The sequence below is a fragment of the Tenacibaculum sp. M341 genome (assembly GCF_004337695.1).
GTDB lineage: Bacteria > Bacteroidota > Bacteroidia > Flavobacteriales > Flavobacteriaceae > Polaribacter.
In genome coordinates this window covers 24,422-49,235 of record NZ_SJXJ01000007.1, presented here as the reverse complement: position 1 = coordinate 49,235, position 24,814 = coordinate 24,422, and the positions used below count along the sequence as shown (strand labels likewise).

The 24,814-nt window shown below is 28.3% G+C and carries 22 protein-coding genes, 2 tRNA genes and 1 pseudogene; all 25 read right to left on the bottom strand.

Translation table 11 applies throughout. The annotated features are described in order from the left end of the window. Positions 1-10: 10 nt before the first annotated feature. Complete coding sequence (locus tag EYW44_RS09300) at positions 11-592, bottom strand: sugar transferase (protein WP_132723398.1); 582 nt, start codon at positions 590-592, stop codon at positions 11-13. After that, positions 585-941, bottom strand: coding sequence for an acyltransferase (locus EYW44_RS09295; protein ID WP_132723397.1), 357 nt, complete (start codon positions 939-941; stop codon positions 585-587). The genes EYW44_RS09300 and EYW44_RS09295 overlap by 8 nt, the downstream gene beginning before the upstream one ends. Positions 942-999: 58 nt before the next feature. Then, complete coding sequence (locus tag EYW44_RS09290; RefSeq protein ID WP_132723396.1) at positions 1,000-2,925, bottom strand: NAD-dependent epimerase/dehydratase family protein; 1,926 nt, start codon at positions 2,923-2,925, stop codon at positions 1,000-1,002. Continuing rightward, positions 2,922-4,289: a hypothetical protein gene (locus EYW44_RS09285; RefSeq protein WP_132723395.1), complete on the bottom strand. Its 1,368-nt coding sequence runs from the start codon at positions 4,287-4,289 to the stop codon at positions 2,922-2,924. Before EYW44_RS09285 ends, EYW44_RS09290 begins: the two co-directional genes overlap by 4 nt. Then, the gene (locus tag EYW44_RS09280; RefSeq protein ID WP_132723394.1) at positions 4,258-4,875 is read right to left on the bottom strand and encodes a hypothetical protein; all 618 of its coding nucleotides are present in this window, start codon (positions 4,873-4,875) and stop codon (positions 4,258-4,260) included. The genes EYW44_RS09285 and EYW44_RS09280 overlap by 32 nt, the downstream gene beginning before the upstream one ends. A gap of 482 nt (positions 4,876-5,357) precedes the next feature. Further along, positions 5,358-6,806, bottom strand: a complete 1,449-nt coding sequence (locus tag EYW44_RS09275) for an oligosaccharide flippase family protein (protein ID WP_165872189.1) — start codon at positions 6,804-6,806, stop codon at positions 5,358-5,360. Beyond that, entirely contained in the window at positions 6,799-7,839 is a 1,041-nt protein-coding gene (pseI, locus tag EYW44_RS09270; protein WP_132723392.1) for a pseudaminic acid synthase, read from the bottom strand. The genes EYW44_RS09275 and pseI overlap by 8 nt, the downstream gene beginning before the upstream one ends. Beyond that, positions 7,826-8,698 (bottom strand): methionyl-tRNA formyltransferase, encoded by an 873-nt coding sequence (locus EYW44_RS09265; RefSeq protein WP_132723391.1) that lies wholly within the window; start codon positions 8,696-8,698, stop codon positions 7,826-7,828. Before EYW44_RS09265 ends, pseI begins: the two co-directional genes overlap by 14 nt. After that, positions 8,692-9,702 (bottom strand): UDP-2,4-diacetamido-2,4,6-trideoxy-beta-L-altropyranose hydrolase, encoded by a 1,011-nt coding sequence (gene pseG / locus EYW44_RS09260; RefSeq protein WP_132723390.1) that lies wholly within the window; start codon positions 9,700-9,702, stop codon positions 8,692-8,694. The genes EYW44_RS09265 and pseG overlap by 7 nt, the downstream gene beginning before the upstream one ends. Further along, positions 9,680-10,387 (bottom strand): pseudaminic acid cytidylyltransferase, encoded by a 708-nt coding sequence (gene pseF / locus EYW44_RS09255; RefSeq protein ID WP_132723389.1) that lies wholly within the window; start codon positions 10,385-10,387, stop codon positions 9,680-9,682. Before pseF ends, pseG begins: the two co-directional genes overlap by 23 nt. Then, positions 10,380-11,525, bottom strand: coding sequence for a UDP-4-amino-4,6-dideoxy-N-acetyl-beta-L-altrosamine transaminase (gene pseC / locus EYW44_RS09250; RefSeq protein ID WP_132723388.1), 1,146 nt, complete (start codon positions 11,523-11,525; stop codon positions 10,380-10,382). Before pseC ends, pseF begins: the two co-directional genes overlap by 8 nt. Further along, positions 11,525-12,556 (bottom strand): UDP-N-acetylglucosamine 4,6-dehydratase (inverting), encoded by a 1,032-nt coding sequence (pseB, locus tag EYW44_RS09245; protein WP_132723387.1) that lies wholly within the window; start codon positions 12,554-12,556, stop codon positions 11,525-11,527. The genes pseC and pseB overlap by 1 nt, the downstream gene beginning before the upstream one ends. Positions 12,557-12,616: 60 nt before the next feature. Beyond that, a complete protein-coding gene (locus EYW44_RS09240) occupies positions 12,617-13,048 on the bottom strand; it encodes an adenylyltransferase/cytidyltransferase family protein (RefSeq protein ID WP_132723386.1) in 432 nt (143 codons plus the stop codon). A 2,129-nt stretch (positions 13,049-15,177) separates the two neighbouring features. Further along, positions 15,178-16,110, bottom strand: a complete 933-nt coding sequence (locus EYW44_RS09235; protein WP_132723385.1) for a Gfo/Idh/MocA family protein — start codon at positions 16,108-16,110, stop codon at positions 15,178-15,180. After that, positions 16,111-17,400 (bottom strand): nucleotide sugar dehydrogenase, encoded by a 1,290-nt coding sequence (locus EYW44_RS09230; RefSeq protein WP_132723384.1) that lies wholly within the window; start codon positions 17,398-17,400, stop codon positions 16,111-16,113. 1 nt (position 17,401) lies between these two features. Then, the gene (locus EYW44_RS09225) at positions 17,402-18,385 is read right to left on the bottom strand and encodes an SDR family oxidoreductase (protein ID WP_132723383.1); all 984 of its coding nucleotides are present in this window, start codon (positions 18,383-18,385) and stop codon (positions 17,402-17,404) included. Between the two features lie 112 nt (positions 18,386-18,497). Continuing rightward, positions 18,498-18,572, bottom strand: a tRNA-Val gene (locus EYW44_RS09220). A 38-nt stretch (positions 18,573-18,610) separates the two neighbouring features. Continuing rightward, a tRNA-Val gene (locus EYW44_RS09215) sits at positions 18,611-18,685 on the bottom strand. A 139-nt stretch (positions 18,686-18,824) separates the two neighbouring features. After that, positions 18,825-20,147 (bottom strand): UDP-glucose dehydrogenase family protein, encoded by a 1,323-nt coding sequence (locus EYW44_RS09210; RefSeq protein ID WP_132723382.1) that lies wholly within the window; start codon positions 20,145-20,147, stop codon positions 18,825-18,827. Positions 20,148-20,157: 10 nt separating this feature from the next. Further along, a complete protein-coding gene (locus tag EYW44_RS09205) occupies positions 20,158-21,369 on the bottom strand; it encodes a bifunctional folylpolyglutamate synthase/dihydrofolate synthase (protein WP_132723381.1) in 1,212 nt (403 codons plus the stop codon). Positions 21,370-21,440: 71 nt separating this feature from the next. Next, positions 21,441-22,304 carry an energy transducer TonB gene (locus EYW44_RS09200; RefSeq protein ID WP_132723380.1) on the bottom strand — a complete coding sequence of 288 codons (864 nt, stop codon included), beginning with the start codon at positions 22,302-22,304 and terminating at the stop codon, positions 21,441-21,443. Position 22,305: 1 nt separating this feature from the next. Continuing rightward, entirely contained in the window at positions 22,306-22,698 is a 393-nt protein-coding gene (locus tag EYW44_RS09195) for an ExbD/TolR family protein (RefSeq protein WP_132723379.1), read from the bottom strand. 29 nt (positions 22,699-22,727) lie between these two features. Continuing rightward, a complete protein-coding gene (locus tag EYW44_RS09190) occupies positions 22,728-23,417 on the bottom strand; it encodes a MotA/TolQ/ExbB proton channel family protein (RefSeq protein WP_132723378.1) in 690 nt (229 codons plus the stop codon). A 239-nt stretch (positions 23,418-23,656) separates the two neighbouring features. After that, positions 23,657-23,899 carry a hypothetical protein gene (locus tag EYW44_RS09185; RefSeq protein WP_132723377.1) on the bottom strand — a complete coding sequence of 81 codons (243 nt, stop codon included), beginning with the start codon at positions 23,897-23,899 and terminating at the stop codon, positions 23,657-23,659. Between the two features lie 79 nt (positions 23,900-23,978). Next, positions 23,979-24,764 (bottom strand): annotated as a pseudogene (locus tag EYW44_RS09180) (ParA family protein). Positions 24,765-24,814 lie beyond the last annotated feature (50 nt).

The following is a 24,814-nucleotide window of genomic DNA, read 5'->3' as shown; positions in this document are numbered from 1 at the left end:
ATTTATATTTTTAGTTAGCTTTATTAAATAATTTTTTTTCCCCTATTAAAACAATTCGAATCGTCTTTAAAATAATTTTTACATCTAGGATAAAAGATAAATTATCAACATAATATTTATCCCAATACCCTTTTTCTTCAAATGTCAAGTATATACTTCCCTTAACTGCAGCTAAACTCGATAGACCTGGTTTTACTTTAAACCTTTCTTCCCAATGTTTCCCAAAACGTTCCTTCATTTTTGGCAAACATGGCCTAGGGCCAATTATAGACATGTCTCCTATAAAAACATTTAACAATTGAGGTAACTCATCTATTTTAGTTCTTCTTAAAAAAGCTCCAACTCTAGTAATTTCAGAATCTCCTTCAAAAACTTGTTTATATTGACTTCTTTCTTTATCCGTCATTGTTCTAAACTTATAAAACTTAAATAGTTTCTGGTCCTTACCAAGTCTTTTTTTTATGTAAAAAACAGATCCTTTTGAATCTATTTTTATACAAAAAACAACCAATAACAGAACAGGAAAAAGAAAAAGCAAAGCTACTAATGATAATAAAATATCAAATACTCTTTTAAAAAATAAATTATACATTTTCTTTAATTAATTGTCCTTTATTATTTAATTTAATCCCTGTTTTTAAAACTTTTGCAGGGTTACCAGCTACAATACAATTACTCTTTACATCTTTAGTAACTATTGCTCCAGCTCCTACAACTACATGATCACCTATCACTACCCCTGGCATAATTATAGAGTCAATTCCTATTAAACAATTTTTACCAATGTATGTATTGACTTTCATTTTCCTTAAATGATCATGAGCTAATATAACTGAATTTGCTAATACCCAAGTGTTTTCTCCTATATGAATCCCTTTAGGGTTTATACTCTTATCTAATCTTGCTTTATAAGATATTATGACATTTTTCTCGATGTTCATTCTATATCTCTTACGCAAAAAAAAAGGGTAAATTTGAGATAAAAAATTCCAAATAAGTCTACGCATTATTAATTGTTTTTATAATTTTGCTAATAATATCTTTTACTAAAAATTTAGGTTTCCAGCCATAATTTAAAAGCTTTTCACCATTTAACATAGAACTGTTTTTTACAGTTAAGTCATCCCCGTAAATAATTATACCTTTTTTCTCATAAGATAATTGTTTTTTTATTTCCTCACAGTATTCTTTCATACTAATATTTTCGCCTGAAACATTTAAAACAGACTCTTCATTTATTTTATTATCTATCAAATATTTGACAACCCCAACTACATCTTCTACATCTATTAAGTTCGTATTATTATTCGGGTTACTTATTAATGTTTCTTTATTTTGAATACAATTTGTAATAACAGTTCCGTAAAAACCTAACTGATTAATATCTTTTGTATTTAAAATACGTGGTAATCTCAAATTTAACACATTTGATTGAACATTAAATTCTTTTATTGATGATATAAAATCTTCAATTATTAATTTCTGAAAAGCATAACTTGTTTTTATTTCTACACTAGATTCTTCAGTTTTAGAAATATTTTCTTTTTGATCATAAACTGATTGAGATGAAATATTTATTATTTGAGGAATTTTAGCTTTTGATATCTTAGGTATCATTTTATAAATATACCTAATTGCATCATATTTTAAACTGTCTTCTTCATATGCTAATGCTCCTACAAAATTAACTAAAACATCAGATTGTGTAAAGCAATTTGAAAGCTTAAAGCTTTCACTGGAAACAATTTCAAAAATAGGATTAGAAAATATTTCTCTATACTTTTTAATTGATTTCTCCCTGGAAATTAAATATATTTTATAATATTCTTTATGATCTATTGCCTCTAAAAAACATTTTCCTAAAGAACTTCCAGCTCCTAAAATTGTTAAAACTTTCTTTTCTGTTTTTTCTTTAGGTATAGTACTACAAGCTACTTGACGAACTCCTAACTTATTATAAGCGTAACCTTTAATTGAAGTTTCTTTACCTAAAAAATCTCTCACTAGGTAATCCACTTCATTAAACCCTAATAATGCTCTATTTCCTGTTATCCCTGTGAACCTCATATTCATTTCGAAAAACCAAAGACCATTAGGTGTTATCCTTCCCTGAATATTAACCGGCCCTTTTACTTTTTTATTTTCTAAAATTGGAACAAATTTTAGTATCTCATCTATATACTCAAAAGAATCAGGATTAATTGGACTTATAAATATCGGAACCCCATTTTTTAGTGTGTTTTTAGAAATAAAAACTGCAACGTATTTTGAATCTTTATTAAATAATAATTGAATAGAAATTTCTGATTTCTGAATAAACTTTCCTTTATTTACTGCTTCTTTAATTGCCTTATAATTAATATCATCTTCTTCAGGAAACAAATAAGGTTGTATTATATCTTCTTCTTTTAAACCTTTTAAATCATCTTCAGTATTGATAATAGTAATTCCTTGTGATGCTGAACCTCCACTAGGTTTAACTATTGCTGGAAAGATTGTTGTATCTATATTTTTTTTAAACTCATTAACTGAAAGAGTTGGTACTATTTTACACCCTTTTGGAGAAAAATAATCATACCAAATTTGTTTGTTTCTACTTATTTCTGTGACACTCGGTTCAGAAACCAATACTTTTATTTTAGCTTTTTCAAATTTATCTAAATTATTTGCGAATAATGTTAATTCATGATCATGACCAGGTATCACTATATTTACATTATTTTCTAAGCAGATATTAACTATTTCATCTATATATCCTTTAGAATATAAGCTACTTACCTTATAAAATTTATCACAATAACTATGAGCATATACGTTGTTATTTCCGTCGCATCCAATCAAAACATAATCTCTTTTTAAATTTAAAGAATCAATAACAGATTGACCAACTCCAGATCCTACACACGTTACAAGTACTTTTATCATTTCTTAAATGTTTTTTCTAGTTTAGATGAATCAAATTTTGAATATGTCCTATCATTTTTATTTTTTTTATGATTACAATTTTTAATATGATTAACAAGTTCCTGAAAAGAATTTGCATATAAAAAATTATCTTCTTTAGGTTCATTATCAAAATTTTCACAGTTTAATTTGATGACATTCTTACCTAGGGCTAAACCTTCATATAAAACAGTAGATTTATCTCCTATAATAATATTATAATTTAAAATATTTATAAAAGAATCAATAGTACCTTCATCAATAATTATATTATCATTATTATCTATAATTTTCATTTCCTTTTCTTTTATTCCTTCTTGAGGATGTAACCTTATAACAAAAGTAAAATTTTTTATATTTTTTGCTAATTTTTCTGTTATCAAGAAAATTTCACTTGTTATATTAGGAGATGAAGCTATTAATACACTCTTATTAATGCTTTTTTTATCTATTTTTATTCTTTTTTTAAGATAATCTATATAAGGAAAACCTAAATTTATTATTTTATCATTAGGTAAAGCAAAAAATTCTCCTTTTGATCTTTCTCCAAAAGCGAGGAAATAATCTGGGTCTACAACACTATTATAAATTCCAGAATATAAAACTGTTTTTTCTAAAGTAATTCCATGTTGTAATTCATATACTGAAACATCTAATGATTTAGCAGCTACTATAGCTGATGTATAAATTTCTCTAGAAACTATAAAAATTCTTTTAGCTCCAAGAGATTTTATTTTTTTCTTATATTTTTCTTTTTTTACAAAAAAAACAGATAATTTTAAATAAAAACTGAATAGATCTTTCTTACCTAAATCAAACTCTTTTTTTAACAAGTTAAATAAGTTCTTGATTTTTTTTTGATGTTTTACATATAACCTAACCATTTGAAATGGGACTGTAAAAAATGTTTCTATGTCTATTGAATCTATATAAACAACTTTGTTTGAGTTATGCCTGGGTTCTAATTTCTTCCCAGACAATGTTTTTTGAAAAACAACAAAGCTTTCTCCTATTAAAGTTTGTTCAATTAATGGATCTGTAAATCTATCTATATATTCCATTTTAGAAATTCTTGTTAATCTTGGAAATGCAAATACGATATTTTCGATCTTTAGCTTCTTTATTTTTTTAAATTGTCTTTTTGATTTTAGATAATTAGTAATAACATCAATTACTTTTATCTTATTTTTTGTTGTTTTATTTCTAAATTCTGTTTTCCTTTTGAGATAATTTAACCTAAACGAAAACCTTAATATTCTCCATATAGGAATATCATCAATTTTAATACTATCTAAATCTAGATTCTTTTCTATTTTAATTAATCTGTTTAACTCTTCTTTTGTCATTGAATGCTACTATTGTAAGTAAAATTAAAACATAGTCAAATAATGTTAGAAAAATTACACTATCTGTCCAACTTCTAAGCAAAATAGTAATTAATAATCCTGCAAAAAAAAGATTTTTCTTTATTAAATTAAAGAATGAAATTAATAATAAAAATATTATTATAAAAAAAGCAAATCCAGAAAAATAATGTAACCTAATAAACGAATTATGAGGATTTAAACCATAATATTGAAACCAATAATTATTTTCATAATTATAACCCGTAAAAAAAGTAATATTATTTATATTAGAAAGGTAAGCTTCTTTTATTATATTACGAGAAGGTGAATCTACCCCTGACTTAGAAAATTTTTCAAAAAATTGCATTTTTTCAAAAGCATTCAATAACATACTCCATTTTAATCTAACAACAACTATTACTGGAATAAAAAACATTAAAAATGTAACTATTTTTCTTAACACTCCTTGTTCTTTCCATTTTAACCAAACAACAAGCATTAAAAGGAATAAGACTGTAATTATACCAGATCTTCCTTTGGCTAATATGGAAAGAAACAATCCAATAATAACTGGCAAAATTGGCATTTTTTCTTTTTGTATGTATTTTATTATATATATAGTAGATATATTCATTATAATAATGATAGATATATAATTTTCACTAACAAGGTTTAATACTCCTGTTAAATTTCTTCTAAAATAAAAGTATATCAATATGTATGATGAGAACACATAAAAAGGCACTTGGAGTATCTTAGTATTAAATTTATTTTTATAAACAAAATATGCTACTAATGGAGAGGAAAGATAATACAATATTAGAGGTGTAAATGTATCATTTATAACTTGTACAAACAGTGTAAAAATAAAAATACAAATAAATAACCTAAATAAACGTACTGGTACTTTTAATACTGAGTTTGAATTTTCAACTTTAACACTCATATACAAAGAGATACCTAACGATATCCCAAAAAAAACTATTCTAACAGTATCATTAAACATATAATATATGCTTGCTATGAACATGTAGAAAGATAAAATAACACTATTATGAACTTTCATAATTAAACATCTATCACTTTAGGGTTCTTTAAAATTTTCTTCACCATACCTGTAGCTTCACGCAACCCTCTATAATTAAAGTAAACAAAGACAATAATAGGTAGTGTATATAACCAATCATTATATTTAGAATTATAGATTGTTATTAATAAACTTAAAACAAAAGGAAACATCCATTTTAATGGAAAAACATCTCTAAAAGTATTTATTAAATCATATTTAACTGATATTAATTTTCTTCCATATTTTGTTATTAAAATTATGTAAACAAAATAAGTTATCATGGTAGATATGATCACGTACTCATATGAACAATCAAAAAAACAAATTAATAAATAACTTAACAATATATTTAGAACCAATCCTATTAAAGCCATAAAACTAATTTGTTTTTCTTTTTCTTTCGCTACAATAAGTCCCTGATAACCAAAAGAATTTGTATAAACAACTGTAGTTAAAGCGATAATTGAAAAAACAACTTTAGTCGATTCATATTCAGGGAAAAATGTTATTAAAAATGGATATAAAAAAATAATAATATGAATACTAAAATGTGAGACAGTAACATAAGCATTCCTAAGTATGTTTAATAGCTTAATAGATTGTTCATTTGAATTATTTGAAAATCTATTTAATAATTTGGGGTATATTAAAAATGCTATAGATTGGAATAAAAGTAATACTGAATTTGCTAAAATAAAAGCAAAAGTAAAAAAACCAAATTCTTTTATGGTATAATACTCACTAACAAAAGTTCTTGTAGAGATTATTATAAAATAAAAACAGGCATTATATATAAACAAGTAAGTAGCTTTAATCTGTATTTTCTTCACTAATTTCCAATTTATTTTAGGCAAAAAAGAAAGTGGTCTCGTAGTTATAAAAAACAAAAAAGCAGTAAACACTGCTATTAAATTAGCATAAACTAATGCCCATAACAAATCTTCTCCTTTATAAAAAAAAGTAGTTATTAATATTCCTATTGGTAATACAGACTGGTTAAAAGCCACAGCAACTAGTTTTCCATAGACTCTAAATATATTAGAAAAAAACAAATTAAAATGATTTAAAATAGCTATAACAATAACATAAGGTATAAATTTTGTAAAAGAATATTTAGTTCCTATATCAATTGAGTATATAGTTGTTACTAAAAAAAACAATATTATTAAAACTGATAGTATTAATAGTAATGTTATAGAGACACCTATTATCTTTGACACGTACTTTTCATCTGATTTATTGACTGATGCAATAGCAGTTGTTGCATTGGATATACCAAAGTTAAACCTCATCAAATATTGTAATACAAGTGTTATAAAACCCCAAACACCAAGATAATAAACACCAAGATATTTAGCTATCAATAATGAATTAACAAACTGTATTATATAAGTTAAATATCTACTTATTGTATATAAAAATACTTTATTTTTTATAAACTTAATCAAAATCCTCTAAACTAAACGGTTTACCTTTTTTAACATCTTTATTTATAGATTTACCTAATACTTCACTATAATATTTAGGATGTAACCCATATCCAGGCCTTATTGATTTTAAATTATCTTTAGTTAAAACATCTCCTTTTTTCATATCTTTAACGATAAATAATGATCTCGCAAATTTTTTATTTTTTTTAACTTTATCTGATACCTGATAAGACACAGCTCCTAATAATTTTTCTGTATCTCTAACTTTAGTTACCATTTCAGTAAATTCGTTTACATCTAATGAAAAATCAGCATCTGGCCCACCTATAGATTTATCTAAAATAAAATGTTTTTCTATCACTTTGGCACCCAAAGTAGTTGCGATGGTAGGAGCTAAAGAACCATAAGTATGATCACTAAATCCTACTTCTACTCCAAATCTTGATTTTAAATCTGGTATTGTTTTAAGATTGGCTAATTCTAACGGGGCTGGATAAGAAGAGGTACATTTTAATAAAATAATATCATTATTCCCTACTTTTCTACATGTTTCAACTGCTAACCTTATATCGTCTTCTTCTGCAATACCAGTTGACATTATTATTGGTTTTCCTTTAGATGCAGCATATTCTATTAATGGAATGTCTTGAATCTCAAATGATGCTATTTTATAAGCTGGTACATTTAATTCCTCAAGAAAATCAACTGCAGTTATATCAAAAGGCGAAGAAAAACATATCAATCCTTCTTCTTTTGCTACCTCAAAAAGTCTTTTATGCCATTCCCAAGGAGTATATGCTTCATCATATAATTCATAAAGGGTTTTACCATCCCATAAGGTCCCGCTATCTATTTGAAAGTACTCATTATCACAATCTATTGTTATAGTATTTGGTGTATAGGTTTGTAGTTTAATAGCATCTGCACCTGTTTTTTTTGCTGCTTTAATTGTCTCTATTGCAACATCTAAATTACCATTATGATTAGCTGAGAGTTCTGCTATTATAAAACATGGGTTTTCTCCTCCTATTTCTTTATTACCTATTTTCATTTTTGAATTTTTTATCTATTTCAAATATATTATTCTTTGTTCTAATTTCTTCCAAAACTACAACTCCATTTCTAGCTTTAACTGATATTTTAGGCTTCACAGATAAAATTGTTCCTTCTTCAAAAGAAGCCCCTCCTTCCTTAACAGAAACTCTATCTATTATTATTTTTTGATTATCAAAAAAAGAAAAAGCACCTGGATATGGGTATGCTTGTGCTCTTACCCAATTTCTAATATCTTCTTTATTCCAACACCAGTTAATCTCTCCATCTTCTGGGGTTCTTTTCCCATAAAAACTAGCCTTAGATTCATCCTGAGGAAAAGTCTCTATAGTATCATTAATTATTAGATGTAAAACTTTATCAAAAAGTGGTATATACAGTTTTTTATATTTATCTAAAATATCAGCTCCTGTCTCATTTTCATTAATTTCGACTTTTTCTTGATAAATTATCTCTCCTGTATCACACTCAGGGTCTATCAAATGTGCTGTTACACCTGTTTCTTTTTCTCCATTTATTATTGACCATACATGTGGGGTTCTTCCTCTATACTTAGGTAATAAAGAACCATGTATATTGAAAGTGACCTTCTTAGAATGGTTAATAATATCCTCCTCTATTAAAAATAAATAATTTACAGATGCAATTACATCTACTTCTATATTTTTTATAAAATTATATGCTTTACCATTTCTAGGATTTCCTGAAAAACAAGGCACATTATTATCCAAAGCAAATTTTAAAATATCTTTTGATTTTCTATCCGTTAAAATAAAGCCTATTTCATAATTATTAAAAGAATATTCTAAAACAGAAAGCCCTAAATTACCACTACATAAAACACCTAATTTCAACATACTTCTTGTATTAATTTAAGAAATCGTTCTTCAATTTCACTATCGAACATTTGTTTCTGAATTTCTATATAATTATCATATCTCTCTAATGACAAAAACGTTTCAATAACTTTACTAAAATCAATTTTCGTAAAACTATTAATATTACCAATACCGTAAATAGCACCTTTATTCAAAAAGCTATTATATATTCGTTTTTGATTTTCTACATAATAGCCACATATTATAGGCATTTTCACACTACACAATTCATATAAAATAGTACTAGATGGGGCTATTGCAAAATTACTGTTTAACATTAATTCCATCATTTCATCTTCAGATAGATTTTGAAAGATTTGGACTTTTAAATTATTTTTAGAAATATCATATATTTCTTCATCTTTATATGCCGCTCCTATAACAACATTAATGGATTTTATTTTTTTTAATTCTAGAACAGCTTTTACTGCTTCTAATGTTAATCCATAAGGATCTGCCCCTCCAAAACAAATAAAAACAGAATCAACCTTATCTATTCCTCTATTCCTACTAGCTGCATTAATAAATTGAGGTCTCAACAATGAGAACTCAGTTCCTAATGCAAAAATAGTATACTTTTCTTTCGAATAATCACTTTGTATATAGCCTGGTGCATGGTTGATTACAATATCTGCATACATATGATTTTTAACTAAATCATCTATATATATCAATTTAAAACCAATCTCTTTTATTTCTTTTTGATATTCTGAATTGAATTGATATCCATCAGCTATAATTATAGATTCATGTTGGCTAAAGTTATCTTTTAACCAATTACTTTCTTTTGCTATTGTAATGTTTATTGGTATTAACTTTAATGAATAATTACTAGGGATGACACTTAGTTCTGAATCACTTTTAGTAACAAAGACAAAATCAAATTTATTTCTGTAAATCTCTACTAAACTAATTAAGCGGTAAATATGTCCTAATCCAATAGATGAATTACCATCAGCTCTAAAAAGAATTCTTTTTCTCATTAATAATTTTATATTTTATTTCAGCTAATTTCCAATCCACTTCATTATCTATATCTTGTCCTTCTAATTCTGATATTTCTATTGCTCCAGTATTATTAGTCCATAATCTTTTTTCTTTTAAGATTACTTTTGTATTAAAAAAATAAAATTGACCAGAATCATGAAACGCAGGTTCTAAGTCTTGAGATCTAGCATTCAAATTTTCTGGATAAAACATTAAAACTTCTCCATTTTTCTCATCTTTCCTCAACGACCTTTGTATCGGAAAACCATACTTCAATACAGGAAACACACAATCAAAATCATTATCAATTAGATGTTTGTACGCCTTAACTAATTTTTGATCATCAATAAAAGGGGCAGTAGGGTAAATACAACAAGTATTATTAAATTCTTTATCTAAATTAGAATATTCAGATAACACCTCCTCTATTACATCTATAGTAGTTGCAAAATCATCTGAATTTTCATCACTCCTCATGAAGGGTACAGTAGCCCCATATAATTTTGCAATCTCTGCAATTTCACTGTTATCGGTAGAAACCATAACTTCATCAAATAAGCCACTATTTATAGCTGCTTCTATTGAATAAGCTATTATTGGTTTACCTAAAAATAACTTAATATTTTTTTTAGGTATTCTTTTACTCCCTCCTCTTGCAGGTATAATCGCTAAATTACTCATCTATAAATTCTAATACCTTTGTAATAACAAAGTTTTGTTCGTCTTCTTTTAATGAAGGAAACATAGGTAAACTAATACATTTTGAATAGTAACTTTCTGCATTAACTAAATCCGCATTATTATATCCTATACCCATATAATAAGGCAAAGTATGCACTGGGATATAATGTATTTGGGCGAAAATATTTTGTTCTCTTAAAAAATCGTACAATTCTTTTCTTCTTTCTACCTCTATAACAAATAGGTGGTGAGCATTGTAAAAATTTTGTGGAAGATTCTGAAAGTTAATTTTCCCACTAAAAGCTTCTTTATATCTATCTGCTATCTCATTCCTTCTAATTACCCCTTGAACATTTTTAGACAATTGCGTAATACCCAATGCTGATTGAATATCTGTTAATCTATAATTAAACCCTAATTCTTGCATCTCATAAAACCACCCTCCATGGTTTTCATTCATATTCTCTTTAGTAATACCATGTGTTCTTAATAAAGATAGTTTTTTATATAATTTTTCAGAATTAGTTGTTATCATCCCTCCTTCTCCACAAGCTATATGTTTTACTGGATGAAATGAGAACACACCTATATCGGCATAACTTCCATTACCACACATTTGTTTGACTCCTTTAGAATCTATAAAATAACCTCCAGGTGCATGACATGCATCTTCAATTATCCATAAATCATGTTCATTAGCTAACTCTCTAAAAGATTCTAAATTTACAGGAAGACCAGCGAAATCTACAGGAATAATACCTTTAAAAAAACCTTTGGGTTTACTCTCTATAAGCTCTCTTGTCTTTTTTAATGATAATAAATACGAATCAGCATCAATATCTGCAAACCAAACCTCACCTCCAGCATATCTTATACAATTTGCAGATGCTGCAAAAGTAATTGGGGTAGTTATAACTCTTTCCCCTTCTTTTAATCCTAATGATAAAACCGCTAAATGTAAGCCTGATGTTGCATTATTAACTGCAACTGCATATTTAGCTCCCACATAGTCAGCAAATTTTTCTTCAAATTCTTTAACTTTTGGTCCTTGTGTTAAAAAATCTGCAGTCAATGTATTCAAAACTGCATCTATGTCATCTTGCTCTATATTTTGTCTTCCGTATGGTATTGCTTTCATTATACTTCAAAATTAGAATCCACATGCTTCCTAACTAGATCTCTAAGAGACTCTACTGTTTCCCATTCTGTATTATTCCCTGAGTCATAAGAAAACCCATCGGGAACATCAACTCCTCCAAATGCTTTTTTATATTCTTCTTTAGAATATTGAGAATATGGAGACTTTTGAGGTAAAATAGCATAATATTTACCTAAGTCTACCGTATTATACGAATCTGAAGAAGTTATCATTTCTTCGTGTAATTTTTCTCCAGGTCGAATACCCACAACTCTATGTTCTAATTCAGGAGCTATTGCTTTTGCTACATCTGGTATCTTATACGAAGGTATTTTAGGAACAAAAACCTCTCCTCCCCATGCTTTTTCAATGGCATAAAAAACCATTTCACACCCATCTTCTAAAGATATATTAAAACGAGTCATTCTATCATCTGTTATTGGTAAGAAGTTTGCTCCTTCTTTTCTTTTATTCAAAAAGAAAGGCATCACCGAACCGTTTGACCCCATTACATTCCCATACCTAACAACAGAAAACTTTATATTTCTATTACCTTTAATATTATTCGCCGCAATAAATAATTTATCAGACGCTAGTTTAGTTGCTCCATATAAATTAATTGGTGCAGCTGCCTTATCTGTAGATAAAGCTACTACATCTTTAACTCCACATTCTAAGGCAGCATCAATTACATTTTCAGCCCCATTTATATTCGTTTTAACACATTCCATAGGGTTATATTCTGCTAAATGAACATGTTTCATTGCAGCAGCATGAATAACAACATCTATACCTTCGAAAGCTCTAATTAAACGAGTTTTATCTCTAACATCTCCAATAAAATATCTAATTTGTGGAAATTTAGACTCGTTAAATTCCTGAGCCATCTGAAAATGTTTCTGTTCATCTCTAGATAGAATCACTAACTTTTTTACATTTGGATGGTTTTTTAATATTAACCTGGTAAACATTTTACCGAAAGAACCTGTTCCGCCAGTAATTAAAACCGATTTATTATTTAAGTCTAACATTTTTTATTTTTTCGCTAATTTTATTTAAAATTTATGCTATGTTTTTAAAATCAAATATTTTCACTTATCTTTAGAGTTTAAGCTTTCCTTTTCATGAACTTCCTTACGTAAACCACTACTTGAAAAACGATGTTCCCTTTTATTGAAGTATAATTTTATTCCTTTCTTTTCACAATAATCTCTTCCAGTAAACATTTTATTAGCATACTCATCTCCAATAATTCGCACATCAATATGAAAAGACATTAAAATATCTTCTAAATCTTGTTCAGTGGCATATGGAACTATTTCATCAACATATTTACACCCTCTAAGCTGTATGTATCTTTCTACTACTGATTGAACAGGTTTATTTTTATCTGGTCTATCTAAAGTCGGATCTGTTTGAAGACCACAGATCAAATAATCGCATTGCATTTTTGCTTCCTCCAACATTTTAATATGTCCGGCATGAAGTAAATCAAATGCACTAAAAGTTATACCTACTTTCATAATTCTTTCTTTTTTCGAAGGACAAATATATTAAGTTAATTTATATTGAAAAGTATTTTACTACTTTATTAACCTTTAATTTACAACAAATCCACCAAAGCAACTAATAAACAAACATCTTTTAATACACAATAAAAATAGAAGCGTCTTATTTTAAAATATTTAGATGCGGCTTTTACACTAAAAACTAAGGTCAATTCTAAAGAATCAATTTCAAGGAAACATCAATTTAGCTAGAATCAAATTGATTACTCACTTAATAATAGCCTTATGCAAAACACAAACAGTCACTTTCGAAAAAGTACTAAATACTTTTAACACTAAAGCTGAACCAACATCCTCTTCAAGAAGAATTCAACGATTTATAGTCAATTATACTTTGGATACTAGTTTAATAGCTCTATTAGTTTTCAACTTATTACCTCTTCAAGAAAAACTTGTGTTAAGTATTGATAGAACTAATTGAAAGTTTGGAAAAACCAATATTAATATTTTCATGCTTGGTGTTGTTTACAAAGGTGTGGCTTTTCCTTTATTATTTACAATGTTAGCTAAACGAGGGAATTTTAATAGCCAAGAATATATTGATTTATAAAACTTTTTGGTAAAGAGGTTATTGACTGTATTGTGGCAGACAGAGAATTTGTAAAGGAACAATGGTTTGATTTTTTAAACACTAATCAACTACACTATTATATTAGAAATCGTAATAATCTTAAAGTATTTCTCCCACATAAAAATAAAGAAATAAAAGCCCCATCTTTTTAACAACCTGAAGATCAATAAGTTTTTGCGATTTTATGAAATTATAAAGGTTAATAATCAATATTGTTATTTATTAGAAATAAAAATCATAGACAGAAAAATCTAAAGAACAATACCACAAAAAGCAGCAAATAGAAATGTGTTTTAAAGCTATGAAGTCTAGCGGATTTAATAAAAAAAAACACTTGACAAATATACATAGAATTGAAACCCCATACTAATTGTCATGATAGCTTTCATATAGACCTATTAAATAGGAAATTTTCACATAAAATGTAATCTATCAAAATTAAAAAACACCAAAGAAAAAGCTAAAAGTATATTCTAACACAGTCTAGATTTTATAAAAAAACCTAAACCCTATTAATCAACTAGATATATTTTTTTCATGCACTTAGAACTTAAACTTTAAAAAATAACATTAACTACTTACTGTATTCAATAGATAAGTGCAACACAGGTGTTTTTTAAGACTTCAATAGAATTGTTATAATTAAATCTTCTAATAAATCTGTAATTTAGCAATAATTCTACTTCTTTAATTCTTTGTTTGGATATTTTGTTAAGATCAGTTTTCTTTGGAAAAAAACGCCTAATTACACCTATTCTATTCACCCTTTGTCTTGAAAGAATATAAGTTCCTGTAAAGTGTATTTTTACTTTTAACTCTTTAGCTATTTTATAGTGATATGCAAATTATCAAATGTGATTATCTTTATCCAAGAACTACTAAAATTAGATAAAAGTTTACTCTTTTTTCTGATAGACCTGTTGTGCATTTTCACCTATTAAATATTCTAATATAGTTACTAATGTTACTCTATCTATCATTACCTATAATCCAGATTTGTGATTACCTCACATCATAAAATCTACTTCGACATCTTCTATAAGCTTGCACTTGAGATACTACTTCTGATCGTTCTTCTATTGAAACTCTATTAACTATTGCCTCTGGATTATCTTTTAGATTACCTCGTTTTTGTCTTATGCTCGTATGAAGAAGATATTTATAAAGATCTTTATATTGTTTATATTAAAGATGATTACTATGCTTTACGTTCCATATCCATTTATAAATAGTCTAATGGTTAACACATAACTCAATAGCTATTTGAGCTTCAATAAAACCAACCTTTAATAGACTTTGAATTTGATATCCTTGAGAAAAGAAGTAATTATTTGTAATATTTCATGCAAGATCAGTACCAATATTGAAACTAACACACTTGAGGATAACCCCAAAGCATTTTAAATATAAATATTGCACTTATTACTTGAACTTAGACTTAACAAACATTTATGTTGTTATATTAAAAATCACCAATAAACATTCTTTAGACACATATTTAGATTAAGTATATCTATAATAAAAAGTGTTTTTCTCTTTTATCAATGATTTGTTCATTTCTTACTTTATACATCAACTCAATAGAAGCTTTAGCATCTTGTAAAGTAAAACCATTACCTTGTAAAATTTCTTGATAAGATTTTACATGTAATTTTTCAAAACCTTTACTAAAATCAATCTCCTCTCCATTAATTGTAATAGAACGATACATCTTAGTTGTTTTGTTTTTTATCACACTTGACAAATTATCTTTATCTATAGACAAAAACCAACGAACCCTAGCTTTTTCAAACTCTAAATAACCAGCAGCTGTTTTATCATCTCTGTGATGCACATACGTATCTTGTAGACCACCAAATACCCAGCCTAGCATATCAAAAAAGTGAATACCTATATTAGCTATTACTCCACCAGACTTAGCATCATCTCCTTTCCATGAAATTGAATACCAATTACCTCTGGAGGTTATGTAGGTTAAATCTACATCATATTTCTCTTTGACACTTTCTTTTTCAACTCTTTCTTTCAGTTTTTTTATCTCCGGATGTAAACGTAACTGTAAAATTGTGTTTACAGAATTAACAGACTCTTTCTCTATAGCTTCTAACGCTTCTAAGTTCCAAGGATTTAAAACCAATGGCTTCTCACAAATAGCATTTGCTCCCAAACGAAGGGCTGTTCTAATATGCGAATCATGTAAATAATTTGGTGTACATATACTCAAATAATCTAACTGTAACCCTTCTCTTCTTTTTGTTTTTTCTATAAAACGATCAAAACGCTCATACTCTAAAAAAAACTTTGATTCAGGAAAATAATGATCTAAAACACCAACACTATCACTCTTATCTAAAGAAGCTATTAAATTATTACCTGTTTCTTTGATAGCTTCTAAATGTCTAGGTGCAACAAAACCTGCCACTCCAAATAAAGCAAAGTTTTTCATTTATAATGTTTTATCGATATTTGAATTTTGCATGACATTTTTCACATCATATATCACCGATTTCTTCTTTACAATTGTACTGAAATCAATTTTCTTAAACTCGTTATGTGCTACCGCTAATACAACTGCAGCAAACTTTTCTTTAGGCAAAGACTTCTTAGCAACTAAGCCATACTCTTTTTCAACTTCTTCTACATCAGCCCAAGGATCATAAATTATAACTTCTGTACCATATTCTTTCAAAGATCTTATTACATCTACAACTTTTGTATTTCTTACATCTGGACAGTTCTCTTTAAAAGTAATTCCTAACATTAAAACCTTAGCTCCTTTAACTCGAATATCTTTATTAATCATGAGTTTTACAACTTGAGAAGCTACATACTCTCCCATTCCATCATTCAATCTCCTTCCTGCTAGAATAATCTCTGGATGATACCCATACTCTTGAGCTTTCTGTGCTAAATAATATGGATCAACACCAATACAGTGTCCACCTACCAAACCTGGTTTAAAAGGCAAAAAATTCCATTTTGTTCCTGCGGCTTCTAACACATCATAAGTATTTATGTCCATGAGATTAAAAATTTTTGCTAACTCATTAACAAAAGCAATATTTATATCTCTTTGAGAATTCTCTATAACTTTAGCTGCTTCAGCTACTTTAATTGTTGGCGCTAAATGTGTACCTGCTTTAATTACTGAAGCATATAACTCATCTATCTTTTTTGCTATTTCAGGTGTTGAACCAGATGTTACTTTTAAAATCTTCTCTATAGTATGTTTTTTGTCTCCTGGGTTGATTCTTTCTGGAGAATACCCCACAAAAAAATCTTTATTAAATTTTAATTGTGAACACTCTTCTAACACAGGTACACAATCATCTTCAGTTGCTCCTGGATACACCGTTGATTCATAAACCACAATATCACCTTTTCTCAAAACATTCCCAACAGTTTTACTAGCTTTGAGTAATGGTGTCAATACAGGTCGATTATTTTTATCTATAGGAGTAGGAACTGTTACAATATAAAAACTACACTCTTTCAATTCCTCTTCTTTATCAGTACAAAAAAGTCCTTTCTGCTGTGAATTTTCAGAAATTAAAACTGACTGAAGATCATTTTTATTAACTTCTAATGTTATATCATCTCCTTTATTTAACTCAGCTATCCTTTCTTTATTAATATCAAATCCTACTACAGAATATTTAGTAGCAAATAGTCTTGCTAAAGGTAATCCTACATAACCAAGACCTATTACCCCTATTTTAACTTCAGTTAATTTCATCTTATAAATTTTCCCAATACCAAACTATCGCTTCTTTTAATCCATTTTTTAAAGAAAACTTAGGACTATAATTCAATAAATTCTTTGCTTTATCAATACTTGCATGTGAATGAGGGACATCTCCTAACCTAGTTTCACCATATTTAACTTCTATATCAGCTATTTTCTCATCAAAAGAAGACAAGAAACTCTTAATATATAATACTAAATCATTTAACGTATTTCTATCTCCGTAAGCCACATTATAAACAGTATTAACAGATTCAGCATTCTCAGATATTAAACTTAATAAATTAGCTTGTATCACATTATCAATATATGTAAAATCTCTAGAGTAAGACCCATCTCCATTAATCACTGGCGATTCTCCATTCATAAACTGACTAACAAACTTTGGTATAACAGCTGCATAAGCTCCATCAGTATTCTGTCTTCTTCCAAATACATTAAAATAACGTAAACCAATTGTTTCTATCCCATAAGTTTTTGAAAAAACATCTGCGTACAATTCATTTACATACTTTGTAATAGCATAGGGCGATAAAGGTTTTCCTATTTTGTCTTCTATTTTAGGCAAAGTCTCAGAATCTCCATAAGTAGAAGAACTAGCTGCATACACGAATCTTTTAACTCCTGCATCTCTTGCTGCCACTAACATATTTAAAAAACCAGATACATTTACTCCATTTGAAGTTATCGGATCATTAATAGAACGAGGTACAGATCCTAAAGCTGCTTGATGTAAAACGTAATCACACCCTTCAATCGCATTCTTACAATCTTCTAAACTCCTTATATCTCCTTCAATCAATTTAAACTTCTCATCATCTTCAAAAGCTTGTATATTCTCTCTTTTTCCTGTTGAAAAATTATCTAAACAAACCACCTCATTATTTAGTCGAAGTAATTCTTCACACAAATTAGAACCAATAAATCCTGCACCTCCTGTTACTAATATTTTTTTCTCTGAAAGTTGTATTTCCATTCTTGAAGAACTAATTAATCTTGACTTTATTATTGTTTAGCCTACGAAGTTAACAAAACTAAAATATAATAAAACAAAAAAGGTTACTTAAAAAAGTAACCTTTATATTCTGTGGGCGCGAAGGGATTCGAACCCCTGACCCCTTGGGTGTAAACCAAGTGCTCTGAACCAACTGAGCTACGCGCCCTTTTCTGTTTCTTACAACAACAATTAGAGTAATATTTGTGGGCGCGAAGGGATTCGAACCCCTGACCCCTTGGGTGTAAACCAAGTGCTCTGAACCAACTGAGCTACGCGCCCTCTATTGTTATTGCGGGTGCAAATATATAACTGTTTTTCGATCCCACAAAATAAAATCACTACTTTTTTAATAAAAAAAAGAACTTTTTTTCTTTTAAAAACATAACAAACTGTAAATCAAAAGAAACAAAAATCACTTTTATTTTCCTATTTGGTAGTATTCAAACCCTTTTTCATCTAAATCGAAAACTCCATATTGATTTCTACCGTCAAAAATGATTGGATTTTTTAATTGTTTTTCTATTTCTAAAAAGTCAGGAGATCTAAATTCTTTCCATTCTGTTAACAAAATAAGAGCATCTGAATTTGATAACACTTCATATTTCGACTCATGATATGAAACACCATCTACATCTTTTAAATAAAAATCTCTTGCCTCTAAAATTGCTTTAGGGTCATATGCTTTTACTTTAGCCTCTCTTTTTACTAACTCTTTTATTAGATATAATGAAGGAGCTTCACGCATATCATCAGTACCAGGTTTAAAAGCTAATCCCCAAAGAGCAAAAGTAAAACCAGTTAAATCTTCTCCAAACCTTTTTACTATTTTCTCTGATATTACAAATTTTTGTCTATTATTTACGTTTTCTACAGCTGTAATTAACTCTGCTTTATAATTATGAGTTTCTGCTACTCTCTTTAAAGCCCTAATATCTTTAGGAAAACAAGACCCTCCATAACCCGCTCCAGGATAAATAAAGCTATAACCTATTCTTTTATCTGATCCAATACCTATTCTAACATCATTAACATTTGCCCCTACTCTTTCACAAATATTGGCTATTTCATTCATAAAAGAGATTTTAGTTGCTAACATGGCATTTGCAGCATACTTTGTCATTTCTGCTGAACGTATATCCATAGTTATATATCTGTCATGAGTTCTAAAAAAAGAACTATATAACTGTTTCATTTGTTTAAATGCAAACTCACTTTCAGCTCCAATAACAATTCTGTCTGGCTTCATAAAATCATTAATAGCATCTCCTTCTTTTAAAAACTCAGGATTAGATACCATTTGAAATTTTAAATCTAAATTTCGTTTTTGTAATTCCTTTGCAATAGTTTCTTTCACTTTGTCAGCAGTTCCTACAGGTACAGTTGACTTATTTACTATTACTATATCTTTTTGAAGGTTTTCCCCGATCTCTTTTGCAACTGACAATACATATTTTAAGTCCGCAGAGCCGTCTTCACCCATAGGGGTACCAACTGCAATAAAAACAATTTCAGCTGAATTTAAACACTCTTTTAAATCTGTCGTAAAAAATAAGTTGCGATTCGCTACATTCTTTGTTACCATAGCTTCAAGACCAGGTTCATAAATTGGAATCACTCCTTCTTTTAACTTTTCTATTTTCTGTTTATCAACATCAACACAGGTTACTTTATTCCCCATTTCAGAAAAACAAGTTCCTGAAACTAATCCTACATATCCTGTTCCTACTATAACTATATTCATTCTATCTTTTTTATATGACTTCAGATACCACAAATGTGCTACCTCCTACATAAACTAAATCTTCTTTATCTGCTTTTTCTAATGCACTATTATATGCTTCATTAACCGAATTAAAAATTCTTCCTTTTAAATTGTATAATTGTGCTTCTTTAAAAAGCTCCTTTTCATCTAATCCTCTAGGAATATTCGGTTTACAAAAGTAATAAATGGCTTTTTGAGGAAATAAGAATAAAATTGTTTTTAAATTTTTATCAGAAACTACCCCTAAAACAATATGTAACTGCTTACAAGTTTCTTCTTTAAGTTGATTTAACACATAAGTCAGTCCTTCTTTATTGTGCGCTGTATCACAAATAACTTTAGGACTATCTTGTAATATCTGCCATCTTCCTTTTAAACCTGTATTTTTAACTACATTTAATAAGCCTTTACTTATATTTTCTTCTGAAACAGATACAGATGAAACTTTTGCTATGGCTGTAATAGCTGTTTTTGCATTTTTCTTTTGATAACTTCCTAATAAATCTGTTTCAAAATTTCTAATGTTTTCTTCTGATGCAAAAATAATTTCAGAACTTAATTCTTCTGATTTTTTCAAAAAAACTTCTGCTACCTCTTCTTGTTTCTCTCCAATTACAACAGGAATATTTCTTTTAATTATGCCAGCTTTCTCTGCCGCTATTTTAGGAAGTGTGTCTCCTAAAATTTGAACATGATCTAACCCAATATTAGTTATTACGGAAACTTCTGGCGTTATAATGTTTGTTGAATCTAACCTTCCTCCTAAACCTACTTCAATAATAGCAATATCCACTTGCTCTTTTGCAAAAAAGTCAAATGCTAAACCTACAGTCATTTCAAAAAAAGACAATTGATTCTCCTCAAAAAATGTTTTATGTGAGTTAATAAACGCTGTTACTATTTTTTCAGGAATCTCTTTACCATTTATTTTAACTCTTTCTGTAAAACTTTTTAAATGCGGTGAAGTATATAAACCAACTTTATATCCTGCCTCCTGCAAAACAGAAGCTATCATATGACTTGTAGATCCTTTTCCATTAGTTCCGCCTACATGAATCGACTTAAATTTATGTTCCGGATTCCCTAAATAAGTTGACAGCTTTATGATATTTGTTAAATCTTCTTTATAAGCCTTTTTTCCTTGACTTTGATACATTGGTAATTGGTTAAACATCCAATTTACCGTTTCTTGATAATTCATTTAAACAAAAAAATATTTGATATTATTAGTTTAATAAGCTCTTTATAAACATGAGCATCCATTAAACTAATTTACTTAGATAAAGAAAAGTTGTAAATGATAGTTCCTCTTTGCTTTGCAGGTGCTTTACCATCAGCATTCCACTTAGTTTTTAATGCTGCTTGTTTTGCAGGTTCTAACAAACATGGAGCTGTGTTAGTTGAGCCTTTTACTCCTGGAATTGCTTTAATTACATTTCCATTATTATCTACTTCAATACGAACTACCACCCTACCTTCTTCTTCACACTTAGGTTTCTGTATTGGTTTTGCTAAAGCTTTTCTACCTGCTAAATTATAGTTACCGCCAGAACCTCCTCCTTTTTTTCCATAATAGTTAGAAGAACCAAGATCTCCATCTTTGCTTCCTTTTACTCCAGACTCTTTATCATCTCCTTCTCCTTGAGGTTTTCCTGTATCAGAAGCATCTCCATTTAACAAACTATTTAAAGCATCTGTGGTAGCTTTCGATGGTTTAGGTTTTGGTTTCTCTTTGGGCTTTTCTTCTTTAGGCTTCTCTTCTTTAACCTCTTCAGTTTTTCCTTCTACTTTATCTTCTTTATTTTTTTCTACTACAGGAGCATCAGTTGCAGAATCATCGGTGATTACCTCTTCTTGTACAGCTTCTTCTGTTGGAGTTTCCTCAACCTCTTCCTCTACCTGATCTTCAACTTCTTCTTGCACATCATTGCTTTCTTGTGATGAAGCTGTTTTTACTTCTTCTACAGGTTCTCCATTACCTACACTAGAATCTCCATAGTTGATAGCTACTCCATACTCAATAGGCGGATCCATATACTTCATTCCGAATCCATACATTAAAAACAACAAAAGAAGCAAAATTACTGCCGTAATTATTGCCGATTTCCTTTTATGTTTTGTATCAAGTAACTGCATATTATCTTCCTTTTACTGCTAAAATCATTTTTAATTTATTCCTATTAGCGATATCAATAACTTTCATCACATTTTTGTACGGAACATTTTGATCTCCTCTAATAACAACTGTTTTTTGTTTTTCAGCTCCTACTTTATTTAACAACTCTTGCTCTAAATTATTAGATGCTATTTTGGTTTTATCTATAAAAAAATCTGAATCTTTCGTAATTGTCACAGCTATTGATGTATTATTCTCAGTTTTACCTCCTGCTTTTGGCAACAAAACATCAATAGCACTTACGGTAACCAATGTAGATGTTAGCATAAAAAATATCAATAATAGAAAAACAATATCTGTCATTGACGACATATTAAAACTAGGATCTACTTTATTTCTACCTCTTAAATTCATTATATTTTAATTTTAAGAACGTTAGTATACTACACTGGTTCGTTTAGTAAATCTAAAAACTCTACAGACTTAGCCTCCATTTGATAAACAACTTTATCAGTTCTAACAACTAAATGGTTATAAGCTATATATGCTATAATACCAACAATTAAACCAGCTACTGTTGTAGTCATTGCAGTATATAAACCATCAGATAACATTTTAATATCTATCTGACCTCCTGAATTTGCTATCTCATGTATAGCAACTATCATTCCGATTACAGTTCCTAAGAAACCAATCATAGGAGCAGCTCCTGCTATTGTTGCTAAAACAGATACATTTTTTTCAAGTTTATACACCTCTAATTTACCCGCATTTTCTATTGCTTTGTTAATATCGTCTAAAGGTTTTCCTATTCTAGAAATCCCTTTACCGATCAACCTTGATGTTGGAGTTTTTGTTGATTCGCATAATGACTTTGCTGCTTCTAACTTACCATTTAAAACAAAGTCTCTAATTTGATTCATAAAATCTTTATCTACCTGAGAAGCTGCCTTAATAGCAAAAAATCTTTCAAAATAAATATATAATGCCACTCCTAATAACACAAATAACAAGGCTATAATTAATTGACCTCCTAAACCACCATCTTTAATTAACTGAATGATTGATAGCGTTTTTTCCTGTGTTTCTTCTTTCAATGCTTCTTCTGCTACTTCTTGAATAAATAATAACATATAGTATTCTTACTTTTTAGATTTTAACGAATTGTTTCTTTAAAAATTTTAGTACTTGAATCAAAAAGCCGACCAACTTGTGTTTATTGTGTAAAATTTAACAATTAGCTCAAAAAACAAACTGGTGTTAACTTCAAAATTCATAATAAGATTATATGTTTAATCAACATAAACCATTAAAACAAATATATTCATTATAGACTAAAAGTATGTTTAGATTTATAATAAAAGTAAAATTTTTAATTGCTGAACCATTTAGTAGTATAATGAGAAACCACATCATTATCAAAATGAACATGTAAATACTTCTTTTTAAACAAATTTGCTTTGTTTATTTTGTAAACCCAAATACTTCCAAAATGATTTTTATGACAAGCGCCCATCATATCTTCTACCGTTTTTTTATCCAAATCAATTAACTCATTAAAATCGTTTAAAAAGTTAGAAACTTTATCATCACATGAAGATTTGAATTTATCCAAAACTCTTTCATAAATAACTTCATTTTCTATTTCTTCTTCTGGTAAAATATTAAAATTTTTAGCGTTGAAATTAGTTTCTTTAGTTGGGTACTATTTCCTCTTCAATTTCATCTGAGTAAATATTTCTTTCTAAAATTTCTGCTGCTAATTCCAAATAACATAATGCACCTTTACAAGTAGCATCAAACTCAATTATACTTTGACCGTAACTAGGTGCTTGAGTAATTTTTGAATTTCTAACTATTAATACATCAAAAACCAAATCTTCAAAACATTCTTAAACGTAATTAGCTACTTTTTTAGATAAATTCAACCTTTGATCAAACATGGTTAATAAAAAACCTTCAATATGTAAACTACTATTCATTTTCTTTTGAACGAAACGAACTGTTTTTAAAAATTCATGCAAACCCTCTAAAGCATAATAATCGCATTGAATAGGTATTATTACTGAATCTGAGATTGCTAATATTTCTAAGTTTTTAGCTTTAAAACAAGGAATACAATCTATAATTATATAGTCATATGAACTTTTTATTGATTTTATTGCTTTTTGAAATTTTGACAAGGCTGACGGTTTATCGAAAAAATTCAAATCTTCATAAAAAGGAAGTAGATCAACATTAGGAACTTTTGTTTGTACTAGATTATTGTTAATCACTGAAATAAAATCCATAAACTCGAGAGCCGGATTATTTATGGTACCCGAATCAAAACCAAACGACATTGAAGCATTGGCTTGAGGATCTGTATCAATTATCAATACTTTTTTTTCTAAAACGCCTAATGCAGCAGACAAATTAACGCATGTAGTAGTTTTACCTACTCCGCCTTTTTGGTTACAAATAGCTATAATTTTACCCATGGTAGACTTATTGACCTAGATTATAGCTAAAAGAATTTTGCTTTTATATA

Bases quoted from the DNA above. Each gene is read 5' to 3' on its own strand.
- EYW44_RS09300 (WP_132723398.1), bottom strand. From the start codon at position 592: ATGTATAATTTATTTTTTAAAAGAGTATTTGATATTTTATTATCATTA.
- EYW44_RS09295 (WP_132723397.1), bottom strand. From the start codon at position 941: ATGAACATCGAGAAAAATGTCATAATATCTTATAAAGCAAGATTAGAT.
- EYW44_RS09290 (WP_132723396.1), bottom strand. From the start codon at position 2,925: ATGATAAAAGTACTTGTAACGTGTGTAGGATCTGGAGTTGGTCAATCT.
- EYW44_RS09285 (WP_132723395.1), bottom strand. From the start codon at position 4,289: ATGACAAAAGAAGAGTTAAACAGATTAATTAAAATAGAAAAGAATCTA.
- EYW44_RS09280 (WP_132723394.1), bottom strand. From the start codon at position 4,875: ATGCCAATTTTGCCAGTTATTATTGGATTGTTTCTTTCCATATTAGCC.
- pseI (WP_132723392.1), bottom strand. From the start codon at position 7,839: ATGAAAATAGGTAATAAAGAAATAGGAGGAGAAAACCCATGTTTTATA.
- EYW44_RS09265 (WP_132723391.1), bottom strand. From the start codon at position 8,698: ATGTTGAAATTAGGTGTTTTATGTAGTGGTAATTTAGGGCTTTCTGTT.
- pseG (WP_132723390.1), bottom strand. From the start codon at position 9,702: ATGAGAAAAAGAATTCTTTTTAGAGCTGATGGTAATTCATCTATTGGA.
- pseF (WP_132723389.1), bottom strand. From the start codon at position 10,387: ATGAGTAATTTAGCGATTATACCTGCAAGAGGAGGGAGTAAAAGAATA.
- pseC (WP_132723388.1), bottom strand. From the start codon at position 11,525: ATGAAAGCAATACCATACGGAAGACAAAATATAGAGCAAGATGACATA.
- pseB (WP_132723387.1), bottom strand. From the start codon at position 12,556: ATGTTAGACTTAAATAATAAATCGGTTTTAATTACTGGCGGAACAGGT.
- EYW44_RS09240 (WP_132723386.1), bottom strand. From the start codon at position 13,048: ATGAAAGTAGGTATAACTTTTAGTGCATTTGATTTACTTCATGCCGGA.
- EYW44_RS09235 (WP_132723385.1), bottom strand. From the start codon at position 16,110: ATGAAAAACTTTGCTTTATTTGGAGTGGCAGGTTTTGTTGCACCTAGA.
- EYW44_RS09230 (WP_132723384.1), bottom strand. From the start codon at position 17,400: ATGAAATTAACTGAAGTTAAAATAGGGGTAATAGGTCTTGGTTATGTA.
- EYW44_RS09225 (WP_132723383.1), bottom strand. From the start codon at position 18,385: ATGGAAATACAACTTTCAGAGAAAAAAATATTAGTAACAGGAGGTGCA.
- EYW44_RS09210 (WP_132723382.1), bottom strand. From the start codon at position 20,147: ATGAATATAGTTATAGTAGGAACAGGATATGTAGGATTAGTTTCAGGA.
- EYW44_RS09205 (WP_132723381.1), bottom strand. From the start codon at position 21,369: ATGAATTATCAAGAAACGGTAAATTGGATGTTTAACCAATTACCAATG.
- EYW44_RS09200 (WP_132723380.1), bottom strand. From the start codon at position 22,304: ATGCAGTTACTTGATACAAAACATAAAAGGAAATCGGCAATAATTACG.
- EYW44_RS09195 (WP_132723379.1), bottom strand. From the start codon at position 22,698: ATGAATTTAAGAGGTAGAAATAAAGTAGATCCTAGTTTTAATATGTCG.
- EYW44_RS09190 (WP_132723378.1), bottom strand. From the start codon at position 23,417: ATGTTATTATTTATTCAAGAAGTAGCAGAAGAAGCATTGAAAGAAGAA.